Consider the following 15977-nt stretch of genomic DNA (forward strand, 5'->3'; position numbering starts at 1 on the left):
GGCGTGTCGCTGGTGGAACAGGCATTTCAGGTCGACCTGCGTGGTGTGGTGGATCTGCTGAGTCGGCATCTGTATGCCAGTCCCCGGGTCTACCTGCGGGAATTGCTACAGAACGCGGTGGACGCGATCACGGCGCGGGGTGCGGGTGGCGGTCGGGTCGAGATCGAGACCGGTGGCGGGGTGCTGCGGGTCCGGGACGACGGTGTCGGGCTCACCGAAGAAGAGGTGCACTCGCTGCTGGCCACCATCGGACGGTCGTCCAAGCGGGACGAGCTGGGTTTCGCGCGGCATGACTTTCTCGGGCAGTTCGGCATCGGGCTGCTGTCGGCGTTTCTGGTCGCGGACGAGATCGAGGTCGTGACGCGGTCCGCGAAGGGTGGCGACGCCGTTCGGTGGACGGGTCGTTCCGAAGGCAGCTACCTGGTCGAGCCGGGTGAGCGGGACGAGCCGGGGACGACGGTGACCCTGCGGGCGCGGGCCGGGTCGGCGGAGTTGTTGAGTCCGTCGGTGGTGGCGGAGTTGGCCCGGACGTATGGGTCGCTGCTTCCCGTTGATCTGGTCGTGGACGGGGTGCCGATCACGGGGGACGGGCCTCCGTGGCAGGCGTCCTACCGTGACCCCGCCGAGCGCAAGCGGGCGTTGGAGCGCTACTGCGAGGATCTGTACGGGTTCACGCCGTTCGACGTGGTCGACATGAGCGTGCCCGAGGCCGGGCTGACGGGCGTGGCGTTCGTGCTGCCCCAGCCGGTGTCGCCTGCGGCGCGTGCGTCCCATCGGGTGTATCTGAAGCGGATGCTCCTTGCTGAAAGTGTGGAGGGGCTGCTGCCCGAGTGGGCATTCTTCGCGCGATGTGTCGTTGACGCGGGGGAGTTGCGGCCGACCGCCAGCCGGGAGGCGCTCTACGAGGACGAACTGCTCGACTCGGCGCGGCAGGGGCTCGGGGATGTGCTGCGGCAGTGGCTGGTGACGCTGTCGGAGACCGAACCGTCGCGGTTGCGGGCGTTTCTGCGGCTTCACCAGCTCGGTGTGAAGGCGATGGCGCTGCAGGACGACGACATGCTGCGGATCGTGGACCGGTGGCTGGACTATGAGACGTCCGCCGGGCCGATGACGCTGCACGAGTTCAGGCGTCGCCATCCGGACGGGCGGTTCACCGGGAGCGTGGACGAGTTCCGGCGGCTGGCGGCGGTGGCGGGCGCGCAGGGCGTGGGGCTCGTCAACGGGGGCTATGTTCATGACACCGAGATCATCGAGCGGCTCCCCGAACTCGATCCCGACATCCGGCTGGCGCGGCTGGACGCGGCGGAGCTGACGACCACGTTCGGCGTCCTCGACCCGGCGACGGAGTTGGCGCTGCGGCCGTTCCTGGCGGCGGCGCAGCGGGCGGTGGAGCGGCTCGGCTGCGAGGTGGTCGTCCGCGAGTTCGATCCGGCGTCGCTGCCCGCCCTGTACCTGCCGAGCCGCGACGCCCAGTTCCGGGAGGAGCTGGCGCGGGCGCAGGAGGAGGCGGACGAGCTGTGGGCGGACGTGCTCGGCGCCGTCCATGCCACGGTCGGCGACGAACGCCCCCAACTGGTGTTGAACCACCGCAATCCGCTGGCCCGGCGCATCATGTCGCTGGGTGACGGCGGGCCCGTCGAGGTCGCCGTCCAGGCTCTGTACGGGCAGGCGCTGCTGCTCGGGCACCATCCGCTGCGGCCCGCCGACACGGCGGTGCTGAACCGTTCCTTCATCGGCCTGCTGGAGTGGGCCGTCCATTCCCCGGAGGCCCCCAGTGAGCACGGATGACGTCTACGCGTTGATGACGCGGTCGCAGGAACTGCCCTACGGCGAGGCGAAGACCGTCCTGGTCGAGGACGCGTTGCGCCGTGCCGAGGCGGCGGGCGACGACGTGTTGGCGTTCCACGTCCGGGTCCGGTTGACCGACGCGTACCGGTACGGCGGCGAGCCGTTGAAGGCGTTCGCGACGTTCAGCCGGACGCTCGCCGACCACGACCGCGACCCGGGCCGGTACGACGAGACGCACGGTCTGCTGTGGCAGATGAAGGCGATCGTCAGCTCCCTGACCTTGTTCCCGGAGATCGCCCTCGACCGCACCTACGAGGTGCTGGACGACATGGAGCGCCGCTACAAGGCGAGCGGGCACAGCCTCCAGGCGGTCTACCACTACCGGAACGTGGTCGCCCGGCACGTCGGTGACGGCACGGCCGACGAGTGGTACACGAAGTGGCGGGCCGCCCAGCGGGACGACCTGTCGGACTGCGAGGGCTGTGACCCGACCAGCCAGGCCCGCCATCTCGTCGAGCAGGGACGGTACGAAGAGGCGTTCGAGGTCGCCGCGCCCATTTTGGACGCGTCGCTGACCTGCAACGAGCAGCCGCAGGCGATTCACACCGCGCTGATGCCGGTGTACCTGCGGACGGGCCGTCCCGAGCAGGCCGCCGACGCGCACCGCCGCGCGTACCGGGTGCACCGGACCCGGCTCGCCGACCTCAGCGACATCTCCGAGCACCTGGAGTTCTGCGCGGTCACGGGGAACGAGGTGCGCGGGCTGGAGATCCTCCAGCGGCATCTCGGATGGCTCGACCGGGCGCCGAGCACCCATGCGGAGATGGAGTTCTGCGCGACGGCGGCGCTGGTCCTCTCCCGGGTCGCGGCGGCAGGACACGGTGACCTGACGGTGCGGCGTCCCGCGGCGGAGGACCGTCCGACGGCGGACGTGCCGCTGGAGGAGTTGCGCGCGGAACTGGCGGAGCGCGCGACGGAGCTGGCGGCCCGCTTCGACGCCCGCAACGGCACGTCCCACCAGGGCGACGTGGTGCGCAGGGCCCTCACGGCGGAGCCGATCGTCGAGTTCCTGCCGCTGGCCGCCCACCACCGTCGGCCGACCCCCGCTCCGGCTCCTGCGGCGCCGCCGCAGTCCGCCCCTGAAGACGAGCCGGCCGGTCAGGACGACCTTGACGCGCTCCTCGACATCGCGGACGACCGTCGCACCGAGCGCGAGATGGCCCGTGCGAAGGCCGCGTGGCGCCGGTTCGACGTCCTCGCCGAGAAGGCGGAGGTCACGCCGCTGCAGCAGGCCCGCCGGGTGGCGGCGCGGGGCGTCGAGCACGCCCTGGAGGAGGAGCGCGCGGAGGCGATCGCGTGCTGGGAGGAGGCGCTGCGGCTGTTCGACGGCATCGGCGACGTGACGCACCGGTACCGGACGCTCAGCCGCCTCGGCACCATGCGCGTGCAGATGGGCGACGGCGGCGGCCTGGCCCAGGTGGCCGAGGCCGCGGACCACTTCGAGAGCAACCCGGGCACGGAGGGCGACGCGACCGGCGCGCTGATCCGTCTCGCGATCGTGCACGTCGAGCAGGAGCGTCCCGCCGAGGCCGTCGCCGCCCTCGACCGGATCGACCCGGACGACGCCCCCGACCGGGCCGGCGAGCTGGCGTTCCGGCGCGGGCAGGCGCTGCTGATGACCGGGGACTTCGACGGCGGGGTCGCGCAGCTGCGCCGGTCCCTGGAGGCGGGGCGCGCGTCCGGTGAACCGGACGAGATCGCCGCGCCCGCGCTGCTGCTCGGCCGGGCCCTGGCCAGGAGCGAGGAGGGCCCCGATCCGGAGGCTCTGCCCCTGTTCGACGAGGCGCTGGGCGCGCTGCCCGAGCCGACCCCGATGCGGGCGGCGGCGCACACCGAACGGGGCCTGGCGCTGCTCGCCCTGGAGCGTCCCGCCGACGCCATTCCCGACCTCACCGAGGCGATCGCCGGGTGGACGGCCGAGTCCCTGCACGAGCAGGCGTTCCACCTCCGCGTCGATCTCGCCGCCGCCTACCTGTCCGCGAACCGTCACCTGGAGGCCGCGGAGACCGCCGAGGAGGCGCTCCCGGCGCTCACCGCCCCGGACGACGTCCCCGCGGAGCGGCGCTGCCGCCTGATCCTCGCGCACGCGCAGAAGGGGATGGACGAGCCGGACGCCGCCACGACGTTCACGGGCCTCGCCGAGGACGCCGCGCAGGACGGTCAGTACGACGCGGTCGGGCATTTCCTCAACGAGGCCGCCGACGTCCTCGCGAACCACGACATGGACGCGCAGGCCGCCGAACGGTACGCGGGCGCGGCCGACGCCTACGAGAAGGCCGGTGACCCGTACGGCGTGGTCCGCACGCGGCGCCGCCACGCGACCTGCCTGATGTGGAGCGGCGACCGCGACCAGGCCGTCACCGTCATGGAGCAGGCCCGCGCGGCCCTCGCGGCGCTGCCGCCGGACAACGAACCGGCCCGGGTGTGGGAGACCGCGCTCGTGTCGTTCGACCAGGGCCGCCTGTTCGCCCAGCTGGGACGGCTCCCCGAGGCGTTGTCGCTGGCGTCCGCCGCCGTGGACGGGTTCACGACCCTGGACGAGCCCGAAGCGGCCAGGGAGGCCGCCCGGCTCCGCGACGAGATCGACGAGGCTATGCAGCAGCAGCGGGAGTGACGCGGTCCGCGCCATCGGACGGGACGGCGTCGTAGAACTCGGGCGCCGTCCAGCCGCGTCCGGCGTAGGCGGCGACGATCGCGTCCTTGATCTTCGCGGCCCGGTCGGCGGGCACGAGCACGATCACGGACCCGCCGAAGCCGCCGCCGACCATGCGGCCACCGCGGGCGCCCGCCCGCAGCGCCGCGTCGACCGTCGTGTCGGCCTGCGGCCAGGACACCTCGAACTGGTCGCGGAGCGACAGGTGCGACGCGTTCAGCATCGCGCCGAGCTCCGCGACCGCCCCGGCCCGCAACAGCCCGACGGTGGCCTCCACGCGGTGGTTCTCGGTGACGACATGCTGGACGCGGCGGCGCAGCACCGGGTCGCGCAGCGCCGTGAGCGCCGCCGCGAGATCGGTGACGTCGCGGAGCGCGTCGACGCCGAGCAGCTCAGCGGCCCGCGCGCATTCGGCGCGCCGCCGCCCGTAGTCGCCGCCGGTCAGAGAGTGGGAGGCCCGCGTGTCGACCACGAGCAGCGTCAGCCCGGCGGCGGCGGGGTCGAACGGCACCCGCGACGACAGGCCGCTGCGGCAGTCGAGCATCAGCGCGTGCCCGGCCGCGCACAGCAGCGACGCCGACTGGTCCATCGGCCCGCACGGCATCCCGACCTGCTCGTTCTCGGCGCGCCACGCCAGCCGGGCCAGCGCGGGACGGTCCAGGTCGACGCCGTACAGGTCGCGGAGCGCCAGCGCGGTCGCGCACTCCAGCGCCGCCGACGACGCCAGGCCCGCGCCCCGCGGGAGATCGGAGTCGAACAGCAGGGACGCGCCGCCCACGCCGTGTTCCCGCAGGACCCGCGCGACACCGACCGGGTACGCGGCCCACGCCCGCTCGGGCGGCCATCCCTCTGCGACGACCGGGCCGCCGTCCACGGGCGCGGTCACGGCCGTCGCGGCGTGGCGCGAGCGGACCTCGATCACCCCGTCGTCGCGGGACGCCGCCGCCACCGACACACCTAGCGGCAGCGCGAACGGCAGCACCAACCCCTCGTTGTGATCGGTGTGCTCGCCGATCAGGTTGACGCGCCCCGGGGCGAACCAGACACCGTCCGGGGCCCGTCCGAAGGTCTCGGTGAACGCGGCTTCGAGCCGGGCGGTCATCGTGACCGCAGGAAGGTCCACGCGTCGTCGACCATGGTCCGCAGGTCCCGTTCCGGCTTCCAGCCCAGCTCGGTCTGGATCTTGTCGGACGAGGCGACCAGCACCGCCGGGTCCCCGGGACGGCGCGGCGCGACCTCCGTCGGGATCTCCCGGCCGGTGACCTCACGGCACACGTCCACGACCTCCCGGACGGTCGCGCCCGTCCCGCTGCCCAGGTTGTAGATCCGGTGGGTGCCGGGCTCGCAGGCGTCCAGCGCGAGAAGATGGGCGCGGCCCAGGTCGGTCACATGGACGTAGTCGCGGACGCAGGTGCCGTCGGACGTCGGATAGTCGTCGCCGAACATCCGCACCACGTCCCCGTCGCCCTGCGCGATCTTCAGCACGTTCGGGATCAGATGAGTCTCGACGGTGTGGCGCTCCCCGTGCCGCCCGTAGGCGCCCGCCACGTTGAAGTACCGCAGCGACACCCCGCCGAGGCCGTGCAGCCGCGCGTACTCGGTCAGCGCCGTGTCGATCGCCAGCTTCGACGCGCCGTACGGGTTGGTCGGACGGGTCGGCGCGGTCTCCAGGATCGGCGTCGTCTCCGGCTCGCCGTAGGTCGCGGCCGTCGAGGAGAACACGATCCGCGGGACGCTCGCCAGGCGCATCGCGTCCAGCAGCGCCAGCGACTCGCCGAGGTTCTTGTCCCAGTACAGGCCCGGCTTCTCCACCGACTCGCCGACGAGCGACTTGGCGGCGAAGTGCAGCACGGCCTCGAACCCGGCTCCGGCCAGGACGTCGGCCGCCATGTCGCGCAGCGTGCCGCGGACCAGGCGCGCCCCGTCCGGGACGGCGTCCTCGTGGCCGGTGGACAGGTCGTCCAGGACGACGACCTCGTGTCCCGCCTCCAGCAGCTGAGCGGAGACGACGCTGCCGACATAGCCGGCGCCTCCGGTGACGAGCAGCTTCACGAGCGGACCTCCATGAGCATAAAACTGTGGCGCGGGGGTGTGCCCAGGCTATCCGGAACGGCGAACGGGGAAGGCTGAACTCATGGACCGGACGCCACACCTGGACCAGACGAACCGGACGGACCAGTCGCCGTCCCGGCCGCCGCGCGGCCTGGCCCGGCCCCTGGTGTGGCTGCTGTCGAACTCGACCGACCTCGTGGTGCGGCTGTCGGGCGGCGATCCCGGCGCGCTGCGCGAGGAGCTGACGGCCGAGCGGATGCGGGCCCTCGTCGCCCAGAACACCCAGCTCACCGCCGACGAGCGGACGCTGATCGGGGAGGTGTTCGCGGCGGGGGAGCGGCCGCTTCGGGAGGTCCTCGTCCCGCGCACCGAGGTCGCGTTCCTGGACGCGGCGCTCCCGGTGTCCGCCGCGGCCCGGATCGCCGCGAACAGCCCGCACTCGCGCTTTCCGGTGTGCCGCGAGTCCCATGACGAGGTGATCGGCTTCGTCCATATCCGTGATCTCCTCGCGCCCGGGCCGGCGGGGAGCGACGGGCCGGTGGGCGGTCTGGTGCGTCCGGTGAAGTTTCTGCCGTCCTCGAAGCGGGTGCTCCCGGCGCTGTCGGAGATGCGCCGCGAGGGCTGTCACCTGGCGATCGTCATGGACGAGTACGGCGGCGTCGCCGGAATCGTCACGATGGAGGACCTTCTGGAGGAGCTGATCGGCGACATCCGTGACGAATATGATGTCCACGACGCGCAGGCACGGCGCCTGCACGGCGGCGTCGTCGAGGTCGACGGCCTGCTCAACCTGGACGACTTCGCCGCCGAGACCGGCATCCGGCTGCCCGCCGGGCCCTACGAGACGGTCGCCGGGCACATCATGGCGGCGCTGCGCCGCGTGCCCGCCGAGGGCGACTCGGTGGACGCGGGCGGACACCGTCTCGTGGTGGCCCGGATGGACGGCCGGAGGGTGGCCCGCGTGCGCGTCGTACCCCGGGTGACGCCGCAGGTCGTCGCGGCGCCGCTCCCCACCCCGCCCGCGACCCTGCGGGCTGCCACCGGTGACCCCGCCGACACCTGAGAGAATCGGTCCGTGCACATGTCCGAAGCGTCCAGCGCCACAGCAGCATCCGATCCGAACGGCGCGGTGAAGCCCCGCGTGTTCTCCGGGATCCAGCCCACCGCCGACTCGTTCCACCTCGGCAACTACCTGGGCGCGTTGCGGCAGTGGGTCGCGATGCAGGACACGCACGACGCCTTCTACTGCGTGGTCGACCTGCACGCGATCACCGTCGAGCACGATCCGGCGGTACTGCGCCGCCGGACGAAGGTCGCCATCGCGCAGCTCCTCGCGATGGGCGTCGACCCCGACCGCGCCACCCTGTTCGTGCAGAGCCAGGTTCCGGAGCACGCGGAGCTGGCGTGGGTGCTCGGCTGCCTCACCGGGTTCGGCGAGGCCGGGCGCATGACCCAGTTCAAGGACAAGTCGTCCAAGCAGGGAACGAGCGGCACCTCGGTGGGGCTGTTCACCTACCCGATCCTGCAGGCCGCCGACATCCTGCTCTACACGCCCGACCCGGGCGTCGAAGGGCGGGCGATCCGCGTCCCCGTCGGTGAGGACCAGCGGCAGCACCTGGAGCTGACCCGGACGCTGGCGCAGCGCTTCAACCACCGGTTCGGTGAGACGTTCGTGCCGCCGGAGGCCCATATCCCCGCGGGCGCCGCGAAGATCACCGATCTTCAGGAGCCGGACGCGAAGATGAGCAAGTCGGCGTCCTCCCCGCAGGGGATCATCGACGTGCTGGAGGAGCCGGGCCCGATGCGCAAGAAGATCATGCGCGCGGTCACCGACACCGGCTCGGAGGTCGTCTACGACGAGGAGAAGAAGGCGGGCATCACCAACCTGCTGCGGATCTTCTCCGCGCTGGACGGCACGTCCATCCCCGACCTGGAGAAGCGCTACGAGGGCTCCGGCTACGGGCAGTTCAAGAAGGACCTCGCGCAGGTCGTCGTCGACACCTTCACGCCGATCAGGGAGCGCACGCTCAAGCTGCTCGACGACGAGGAGCAGCTCGACCGGGTCCTCGCGCAGGGCGCCGAACGCGCCTCCACTGTCGCCGCGCGCACGATGGACATCGTGCGCGAACGGGTGGGATTCGTGGGACGTGGTCGCTGACCGCCGACGCCACGACGCCGCGGAGGGCCCCGAGGAGACGCCCTCCGCGACTCCCCGCCACCCGGGCGAGGACGGGCTTCGCGCGATCGGTGTCGCCATTCCGATTCCCGACCCGTACGGGGCGCGCCTGCAGGCCAAACGCGCCTCGTACGGCGACCCCATGGCGCACGCGATCCCCACGCACATCACGCTGCTCCCGCCGACCGAGGTGCACGAGTCCGAGCTCGGCGCCGTCGAGGAGCATCTGCGGGAGATCGCCCGCACCGAGCAACCGTTCCCCATCAAGCTCCGCGGTAGCGGAACGTTCCGGCCCGTCTCTCCGGTCGTGTTCGTCGCCCTCGCCGAAGGAATCGGTGGTTGCGAACGGATTCAGGCAAGGGTTCTGACAGGGCCGCTTGCCCGGCCGCTGCCGTTTCCGTACCACCCGCACGTCACCATCGCCCACCATCTGCCCGACGACGTCATGGACAGGGCCTTCAAGGAGCTGGCCGGGTACAGCGCCGACTTCGACGTGTGGGGCTTCTCCCTCTACGAGCACGGGTTGGACGGCGTGTGGCGTCCGCAGCGCGACTTCGTGTTCCCCGTCCCCGAACCGGGATCGGGGACCGCTCCGTCCGCGTCCTGACCCGCGCCTTCCCCTGGGCGTTCCCCTAAGCGCAGCCCGGCGTTTCCGAAGGTCGTCCCGCCGGGTGAACATCGAGTGACGGTTTGTGGGTACTTTGCGTACATGCGGCAGGTGATCAACCGGGCGCAGCGGCGCGGCGAGGCCCTGTTCGGGGACGCCAAGGACCGGCTGAGCGACGCCCGGGAACGCCGCCCCTGGTTCGATCACCAGGCGCGGGCGCTGTCGCGGTACCGGGAGCGGCGCGGCGACCGTCTCGCGGCGGCCCTCACCTGTTACGCGTTCCTGTCGTTCTTCCCGCTGCTGGCGCTGGCGTACTCGTTGCTCGGCTACCTGGTCGGCTTCAGCGGCGCGGCGCGCGACTACTTCGTCCGGGCGGTGAACTCCCAGTTGCCCGGCCTGTCCGACCAGCTCCAGGTCGAACAGATCGCCCAGTCCAAGACGGCCGTGGGGATCATCGGGCTGGTCGCGCTGCTGATCACCGGCCAGGGCTGGGTGCAGGTCCTGCGTGAGGCGCTGCGCGACATGTGGGGCAACGAGCCCGGCGGCGGCGGGAACTACGCCGTCAAACGGCTGTGGGACATGGCCGTCCTGGCGTTCCTCGGCGTGGTCCTGATCTGCGGCATGGCCGTGTCGACCGTCACGACGTCGGCGACCCACACCGTCCTCGGCTGGTTCGGGCTGGAGGACGTCACCGGCGCCGGGACCGTGCTGCGGCTGCTGTCCCTCGCCTGCGCGACCGCGTTCAACGCCGTGGTCTTCCTGGTGCTGTTCACCCGGCTGTCGGGCACCCGGGCGCCCTGGCGGCGGATCATCCGCGGCGCGCTGTTCGGGGCGGTGGGCTTCGAGATCCTCAAGCAGATCGCGTCACTGCTCATCGCCCGGACGACGGCGAACCCCGTCTACGGCACCTTCGCCGTCCTGGTCGGACTGATGGTGTGGATCAACATCGTCTCGCGGTTCGCCCTGTACGTCGCCGCGTGGACGGCCACCCGCCGCGCCGTCCTCACCGCCGACGCGGAGAACCCGGAACGGACGGAGGCGGCGCCGTCGGGCGAGTCGGGCGAGTCGGGCGAGGAGTCGCCCCCGGTGCGGGAGAAGCCGCCGAAAAGGGAACGGCCCCCGGGTCAGGACCAGAAGGCGTCGTCGGCGTACTGATCCTCGGCCAGTGTGCGGATCTCGGTGATCCTGCCGTCCTCGATGCGGAACAGGTCGACCGCGCGGCCGTCCAGGACCCGGCCCGGATGTCCCGGCCGTTCCGCGTACGTCTGGACGAGCGCCGCGCCGTACTCCTCGTTCGCCATCACCGCGTACGGCTCGGCGCGGAACGTCCCGCCCGACAGCTCGAACAGCCGGACGTAGAAGCCGAGGACCTCCTCCGGCGTGCGGTACTCCCCGGACAACGGCCCGCGTCCCGGCACGCGGTGCACGACGTTCTCGGCGAGCAGACCGCGGATGAGCGTCATGTCGCCCTTGGCGAAGGCCGTGTAGCCGTCCTTCAGCAGCGACACGTTCGGATGTTCGTCAACGAGAACGTGCGTGTCGGACAAGTGCGGGTCGGACGTGCGCAGATCAGACATGGCGCGCTCCTCCTTCACCGGCGCCACCGTGAGCGTAAGCCCGTGTCCGCCGCCAGGCCAGCGTCCCGGCGTCCCCTGAGCGAACCTTTACCGCCCGTTCGGCTCCCGGTCAGGAACCGGTGTCGTCGGTGGCGGCGGGCGTGCCGTAGCGCAGGGCCTCCAGGCGGCGCCGGCGGCGCAGCACGACGAACAGGACCGCGATCGCCAGCAGGGCGCCCACCGTCCCGCCACCGACGAGAAGCCATGTGCGGGACGCGTCGTCCGAGGCGAGCGGGGCGTCCGGCAGCACCCCGTGGGCCTTCGTGTCCTTCTCCGCCGACTTCGGGTTGCCGGGGGCGACGAGCGCGCCCACGGGCTGGGTCTTGCCGCGGGCGGCGAAACCCCAGTCGAGCAGCTGGGTCGCGTACTTCGACGGCTGCTCCTCGGCCCGCATCAGCGAGATCACGATCGTGTGCCCGTCGCGCCGCGCCTGCGCGACGAAGGTCTGCCGGGCGGCGACCGTGTATCCGTTCTTCCCGCCGAGCATTCCGGGGTACGCGTGCCGTTCGCCCGGAAGCATGCGGTTGTGGGTGTGGATCGGGTACCCGCCGACCTTCTTGCCCTTCTTGCGCTCCTTCTTCGTCGGCGGGGCCGGGAACTGGTGGTCGATCGTCTGCATGTAGGTGCGGTAGGCGGGGTTCTTCATCCCCTCGCGCAGGATGAGCGCCAGGTCGTAGGCGGACGTGTGCTGGGTGTTGACGTCCAGGCCGAGGTCCTTGTCGAGCCCGTTCGGGGACCCGGCCAGCGTGTCGTGCGCGTTGATGCGCTTGGCCTCGGCGTTCATGGCGGCGAGCGTCGCGTCCATGCCGCCGTACGCCTCGGCCAGCGTCACCGAGGCGTCGTTGGCCGACATCATCAGCATCGCGTGGAACAGGTCGGAGACCTTGTAGCTCATCTTCGGGGTGAGGCCGACCTTGGTGCCCTCGACGTCGCAGGCCGCCTGCGAGGGGCGGACGAGCCGGTTCGGGTCCAGCTTGGGGACGAGGGCGAGCGCGGTCAGCGTCTTGATCGTGCTCGCCGGAAGGTAGCGGCCGTGCGGGTCCTTGGCGGCCAGCACGTCCCCGGTGTCGGCGTCCGCGATCAGGTAGGAGGCCGCCTTGATGTTCGGCGGCGGGGGGACGCCGGGCGTCTGGTTGACGACGATGCCGCGGCCGGCGAGCTGCTGGCCGCCGACGACCTCCTGCGGTGTCGTCCCGGACGACGGGGTGGGCGCGGTCCGCGGCTCGGCGACCCGGGGGCCGGCCGTGGCGGGGGCCGCCACGAGCGCGGGGCCGGTGGCGAGGGACGCCGACGCCAGCGGCACGGTGATCAACATCAGGGCGCGGCGGACGCCCGTCCGCTCTCGTCGCTCTGCTCGCAAGCTTCCGACGCTCCTTGGTCCCGTGGAAGCACGTTCGCTTCCGCAGCGGCCGCACGTGGCGCCCATGATCTCCCCCGAAAGACTAGGCGACCTATCCGGCGAAGGGGTACCCGGCCGTGAAGGCCACAAGCACGGGACGTACGGGACGCCGGGTACAGGACGCTATCTTTGGGGCATATGGGACGGTCCGTTTCGGTGACAGTCCGTTATCGACGGTATTTTGGGACGCACTGACTAGTTCGATCGGATGGTGTCGTAGACAAGATCGATGACCGAAAGGTAGGACGTCCGCCCGCCCGCCGACCGTCCGCATGAGTCAATTGACCCGCAAAGGGCATGGACACCCGGCAGGACGGCGAGAACGGACGTCATCATGGTGCGAACACGTGACCTGGACCGGCGTTTGTCCAGGCTTAGGGACCCGCTGGCTGAATTGCGCCACGTGCCACGCAACGACCTGCAAGGATTGTGGACGGAGGTTGGCCGTGGCCATTGACTTCAACGCATCGAACGGTTCGACGCTCGGCGTCGAGTGGGAGATCCAGCTGGTCGATGCGGTGACGAGGCACCTGCGGCAGGACGCACGCGAGGTGCTCGCCGCCCTGCCCTCCCTCAGCGAGGACGACCAGAACCCGCCGGTCCGTCACGAGCTGATGGAGTCCACGGTCGAGGTCGTGACCGGAATCTGCGCAACGGTCGGTGAGGCCAAGAACGACCTCGCCGGCACCCTCGCCGCCCTCCGCTCCGCCGCCGCCGAACGCGGCATCGCGCTGGCCTGTACCGGCACCCATCCGATCAGCGACTGGCGCGACGCGGTCATGGCGCCGACGCGCCGCTACGCCGAGCTCATCGAGGAGATGCAGTGGCTGGCGCGGCGCATCCAGACGTTCGGCGTTCATGTCCATGTCGGCGTCTCCGACGCCGAGAAGGCGATCCCGATCGTCAACGCGCTCTCGTCCTACCTTCCGCACTTCCTGGCGCTCACCGCGTCCAGCCCGTTCTGGAGCGGCAGCGACACCGGCCTCGCGTCCTGCCGGGCGGTCGTCTTCGGCCAGCTCCCGACCGCGGGGCCGCCCCACCTGCTGGACGACTGGGCGGCGTTCGAGGATTACATGGACACGCTCCTGCGTTCTGGAACTATTCGCAGCATCAAGGAGGTCTGGTGGGACATCCGGCCGCATCCGGATTTCGGCACGGTCGAGATCAGGATGTTCGACGGGATCCCCACCATGCGCGAGGTCGGCATGGCCGCGGCCCTCTGCCAGAGCCTGGTCACGCTGTTCGACCAGCAGCTCGACCGCGGGTACACGCTGCCCCGACCGGCCGCCTGGGTGGTGCGCGACAACAAGTGGCGCGCGACACGGTACGGGCTCGACGCCATCGTGATCACCGATGACGCGGGGAACACCGCACCCCTCCGCGACGACCTGTACGAGCTGATCAGGGAGCTGGAACCGGTCGCCGACCGGCTCGGCTGCGCGGAGGAGCTCAAGGTGGCCGGCGAGGTCCTGGAGTACGGCGCGCCGTACGAGCGCCAGCGCGCGATCCGCGCCGAGGGCGGAACGCTGGAGAACATCGTCGACGCGGCGATCATCGAACTGGCGGAGGACAGGTTCGTCACACTGGGGGAGGTCGCACATGCCGGCACCTGAGGAACCGGCCGTTCCGGGCAACCCACCCGGCGCCGCCGCCGTCCCCGCCCGCGAGGCGGCGGCCCCCGTGGACGACCAGGACCACGCGCCGGCGCCGTCCCCGGGACACGAACCGGGACGGCATCCGGGACACCTGCCGGGACACGAAACGGGACACGCGCTGGGACGCGGCCCGGTGCGCGCACAGGTACGCCGGGCGGAACCCGCGCCGGGACGCGAGGCGTTCCCCGGCCGGGAAGCCGACTCCGAGAAACAGAACATGAACACCACAGGGCGGGGACCCTCCGGCTCCGCCGTTATTCAGGGGGCGCAGATGACACATCCGGGGCCCGGGGTGATACCCGGCCTTGAACCACCCAACCCCCCGGGGCCCGCGAGTCCCGCGGGCCGCCACGAGGCGGTGCCGCCCACCGTGCCGTCGCCCGTGGAGTCCAAGGTGCCGTCCACCGGCATGAGCCCCACGGGGATGGGCGCGGCCGGGATGGGCGCCGCAGGAGGCTTGGGCGCGGCCACCGGGAACACGTCCGGCGGAGAGGACGATCCCGACGAAAGTATTCCGGAAGGAACGGTCCCGGACGAAACCCTGCCGCAGGGGGCCGCGGCGGGGGAGATCGTTCCGGGCGCCCCGGCGGAGGGCGCCGCGTCCGCGGGTTCGGCGGTCCTCGGCGGCGCGGTCCTGCAGCCGCAGCTCGACGCCTTCCTGGCCGCGCACGAGGACGAGCTGATCGCCTTCCGCCGCGACCTGCACATGCATCCCGAGCTGGGCTATGCCGAGCACCGCACGACGCGCAAGCTCGCCGAGCGGCTGCGCGCCGCGGGCCTGAAGCCGGTGATCCTGCCAAAGGGCACCGGGCTGTTCTGCGACATCGGGCCCGAGGACGGCGGCACGGTCGCGCTGCGCGCCGACATCGACGCGCTTCCGCTCCAGGACGAGAAGGAGGACGCCCCGTACCGGTCCACGGTTCCGGGCGTCGCGCACGCGTGCGGCCATGACGTCCACACCGCGATGGTGCTGGGCGCGGGCCTGTTCCTCGCGCAGCAGGCGGAGGCGGGGCTGCTGCCCGGCCGGGTCCGGCTGCTGTTCCAGCCCGCCGAGGAGACCCCGGGCGGGGCGCTGGACGTGATGGCGGCCGGCGGCATCGTCGGCGTCGACCGGGCCTTCGCGCTGCACTGCGACCCGCGGATCGAGGTCGGGCAGCTCGGCCTGCGCACCGGTCCGATCACCGCCGCGTGCGACAAGGTGTACGTGAAGGTCACCGGCCCCGGCGGGCACACCGCCCGGCCGCATCTGACCGCCGACCTCGTCTACGCGCTCGCCAAGATCGTCACCGAGCTGCCGTCCGCGCTGTCGCGCCGCGTCGACCCGCGCTCCAGCCTGTCGCTGGTGTGGGGACGGGTGTCGGCCGGGTCGGTCGCCAACGCCATCCCCGACGACGGGATCGCCGAGGGCACGGTCCGCTGCCTGGACGACGAGGCCTGGCACCGGGCCCCGGAGATGATGAAGGCGCTGTTGCAGTCGGTCGCCGCCGCCTACGACGTGGAGGCGTCGCTGGAGTACGTCCGGGGCGTCCCGCCGACCGTGAACGAGGCGACCAGCGTGCAGATGTTCCGGGACGCCGCCGCGCAGGTCATCGACGAGGACGGCGTGGTGCCCACCCCGCAGAGCCTCGGCGGCGAGGACTTCGGCTGGTACCTGGAGTCGATTCCCGGCGCGCTGGCCCGGCTCGGCGTCCGCACCCCCGGCTCGCCCGGCGAGTACGACCTGCACCGGGGCGACTTCGACGTGGACGAGCGCTGCCTCGCCGTGGGCGTGCGGGTGCTGAGCGCGACGGCGCTGACCGCGCTGTGGGAGGGCGGCCGTCCCGGCGACACGGAGACGACGATCGAGGGTGCGGCACTGGCCTAGTCCCTGACCACGGCACGTCTCCCTTCCCAGGGTGCGCGGCCCGATTCTCGCGGTTCCGCCCACCGGCTCCGGTGCCGGTGCGGCGGGGCCGTCGCGCGTGCCGATTA

At 71.9% G+C, this 15977-nt stretch carries 12 protein-coding genes; 8 read left to right on the top strand and 4 right to left on the bottom strand.

All coding sequences use genetic code 11. The annotated features are described in order from the left end of the window. Positions 1–3: 3 nt before the first annotated feature. Together BZB76_RS07725 and BZB76_RS35200 are read left to right on the top strand one after the other, a co-directional pair. Positions 4–1788, top strand: a complete 1785-nt coding sequence (locus tag BZB76_RS07725) for an HSP90 family protein (protein ID WP_475647897.1) — start codon at positions 4–6, stop codon at positions 1786–1788. After that, positions 1775–4462, top strand: a complete 2688-nt coding sequence (locus tag BZB76_RS35200) for a tetratricopeptide repeat protein (RefSeq protein ID WP_211342892.1) — start codon at positions 1775–1777, stop codon at positions 4460–4462. The genes BZB76_RS07725 and BZB76_RS35200 overlap by 14 nt, the downstream gene beginning before the upstream one ends. Here BZB76_RS35200 and galK read toward each other — a convergent pair. Then, positions 4440–5603, bottom strand: a complete 1164-nt coding sequence (gene galK / locus BZB76_RS07740) for a galactokinase (RefSeq protein WP_121433630.1) — start codon at positions 5601–5603, stop codon at positions 4440–4442. The genes BZB76_RS35200 and galK overlap by 23 nt on opposite strands. Next, positions 5600–6553 (bottom strand): UDP-glucose 4-epimerase GalE, encoded by a 954-nt coding sequence (gene galE / locus BZB76_RS07745; RefSeq protein ID WP_121433631.1) that lies wholly within the window; start codon positions 6551–6553, stop codon positions 5600–5602. Before galE ends, galK begins: the two co-directional genes overlap by 4 nt. 82 nt (positions 6554–6635) lie before the next feature. Here galE and BZB76_RS07750 point away from each other — a divergent pair, with 82 nt between their 5' ends. The 4 genes from BZB76_RS07750 to BZB76_RS07765 all read left to right on the top strand — a co-directional run bounded on the left by BZB76_RS07750 (position 6636) and on the right by BZB76_RS07765 (position 10491). Continuing rightward, positions 6636–7616: a hemolysin family protein gene (locus BZB76_RS07750; protein WP_121433632.1), complete on the top strand. Its 981-nt coding sequence runs from the start codon at positions 6636–6638 to the stop codon at positions 7614–7616. An 18-nt stretch (positions 7617–7634) separates the two neighbouring features. After that, complete coding sequence (gene trpS / locus BZB76_RS07755) at positions 7635–8711, top strand: tryptophan--tRNA ligase (protein WP_121433633.1); 1077 nt, start codon at positions 7635–7637, stop codon at positions 8709–8711. Beyond that, entirely contained in the window at positions 8701–9336 is a 636-nt protein-coding gene (locus BZB76_RS07760) for a 2'-5' RNA ligase family protein (protein ID WP_121433634.1), read from the top strand. Before trpS ends, BZB76_RS07760 begins: the two co-directional genes overlap by 11 nt. 102 nt (positions 9337–9438) lie before the next feature. After that, the gene (locus BZB76_RS07765; RefSeq protein WP_121433635.1) at positions 9439–10491 is read left to right on the top strand and encodes a YihY/virulence factor BrkB family protein; all 1053 of its coding nucleotides are present in this window, start codon (positions 9439–9441) and stop codon (positions 10489–10491) included. On the opposite strand, the gene BZB76_RS07770 is transcribed toward BZB76_RS07765, so the two are convergent. Together BZB76_RS07770 and BZB76_RS07775 are read right to left on the bottom strand one after the other, a co-directional pair. Next, on the bottom strand, positions 10461–10913 hold the full coding sequence (locus tag BZB76_RS07770; RefSeq protein WP_147449367.1) for a nuclear transport factor 2 family protein: 453 nt from the start codon (positions 10911–10913) through the stop codon (positions 10461–10463). The two genes, BZB76_RS07765 and BZB76_RS07770, sit on opposite strands and share 31 nt — an antisense overlap. 109 nt (positions 10914–11022) lie before the next feature. Next, on the bottom strand, positions 11023–12312 hold the full coding sequence (locus tag BZB76_RS07775) for a D-alanyl-D-alanine carboxypeptidase family protein (protein ID WP_246006813.1): 1290 nt from the start codon (positions 12310–12312) through the stop codon (positions 11023–11025). 485 nt (positions 12313–12797) lie between these two features. Between BZB76_RS07775 and BZB76_RS07780 the strand changes: the two genes are divergently transcribed. Beyond that, on the top strand, positions 12798–13964 hold the full coding sequence (locus BZB76_RS07780; protein ID WP_121433638.1) for a glutamate--cysteine ligase: 1167 nt from the start codon (positions 12798–12800) through the stop codon (positions 13962–13964). A 610-nt stretch (positions 13965–14574) separates the two neighbouring features. After that, positions 14575–15870 (top strand): M20 family metallopeptidase, encoded by a 1296-nt coding sequence (locus BZB76_RS07785; RefSeq protein WP_420534774.1) that lies wholly within the window; start codon positions 14575–14577, stop codon positions 15868–15870. Positions 15871–15977: the final 107 nt, after the last annotated feature.

The organism is Actinomadura pelletieri DSM 43383 (assembly GCF_003634705.1).
In the GTDB taxonomy this organism is placed as follows: domain Bacteria; phylum Actinomycetota; class Actinomycetes; order Streptosporangiales; family Streptosporangiaceae; genus Spirillospora; species Spirillospora pelletieri.

Excerpts from the sequence above, each read along its gene's own strand:
- galK (WP_121433630.1), bottom strand. The coding sequence starts at position 5,603 with ATGACCGCCCGGCTCGAAGCCGCGTTCACCGAGACCTTCGGACGGGCC.
- BZB76_RS07750 (WP_121433632.1), top strand. The coding sequence starts at position 6,636 with ATGGACCGGACGCCACACCTGGACCAGACGAACCGGACGGACCAGTCG.
- trpS (WP_121433633.1), top strand. The coding sequence starts at position 7,635 with ATGTCCGAAGCGTCCAGCGCCACAGCAGCATCCGATCCGAACGGCGCG.
- BZB76_RS07765 (WP_121433635.1), top strand. The coding sequence starts at position 9,439 with ATGCGGCAGGTGATCAACCGGGCGCAGCGGCGCGGCGAGGCCCTGTTC.
- BZB76_RS07770 (WP_147449367.1), bottom strand. The coding sequence starts at position 10,913 with ATGTCTGATCTGCGCACGTCCGACCCGCACTTGTCCGACACGCACGTT.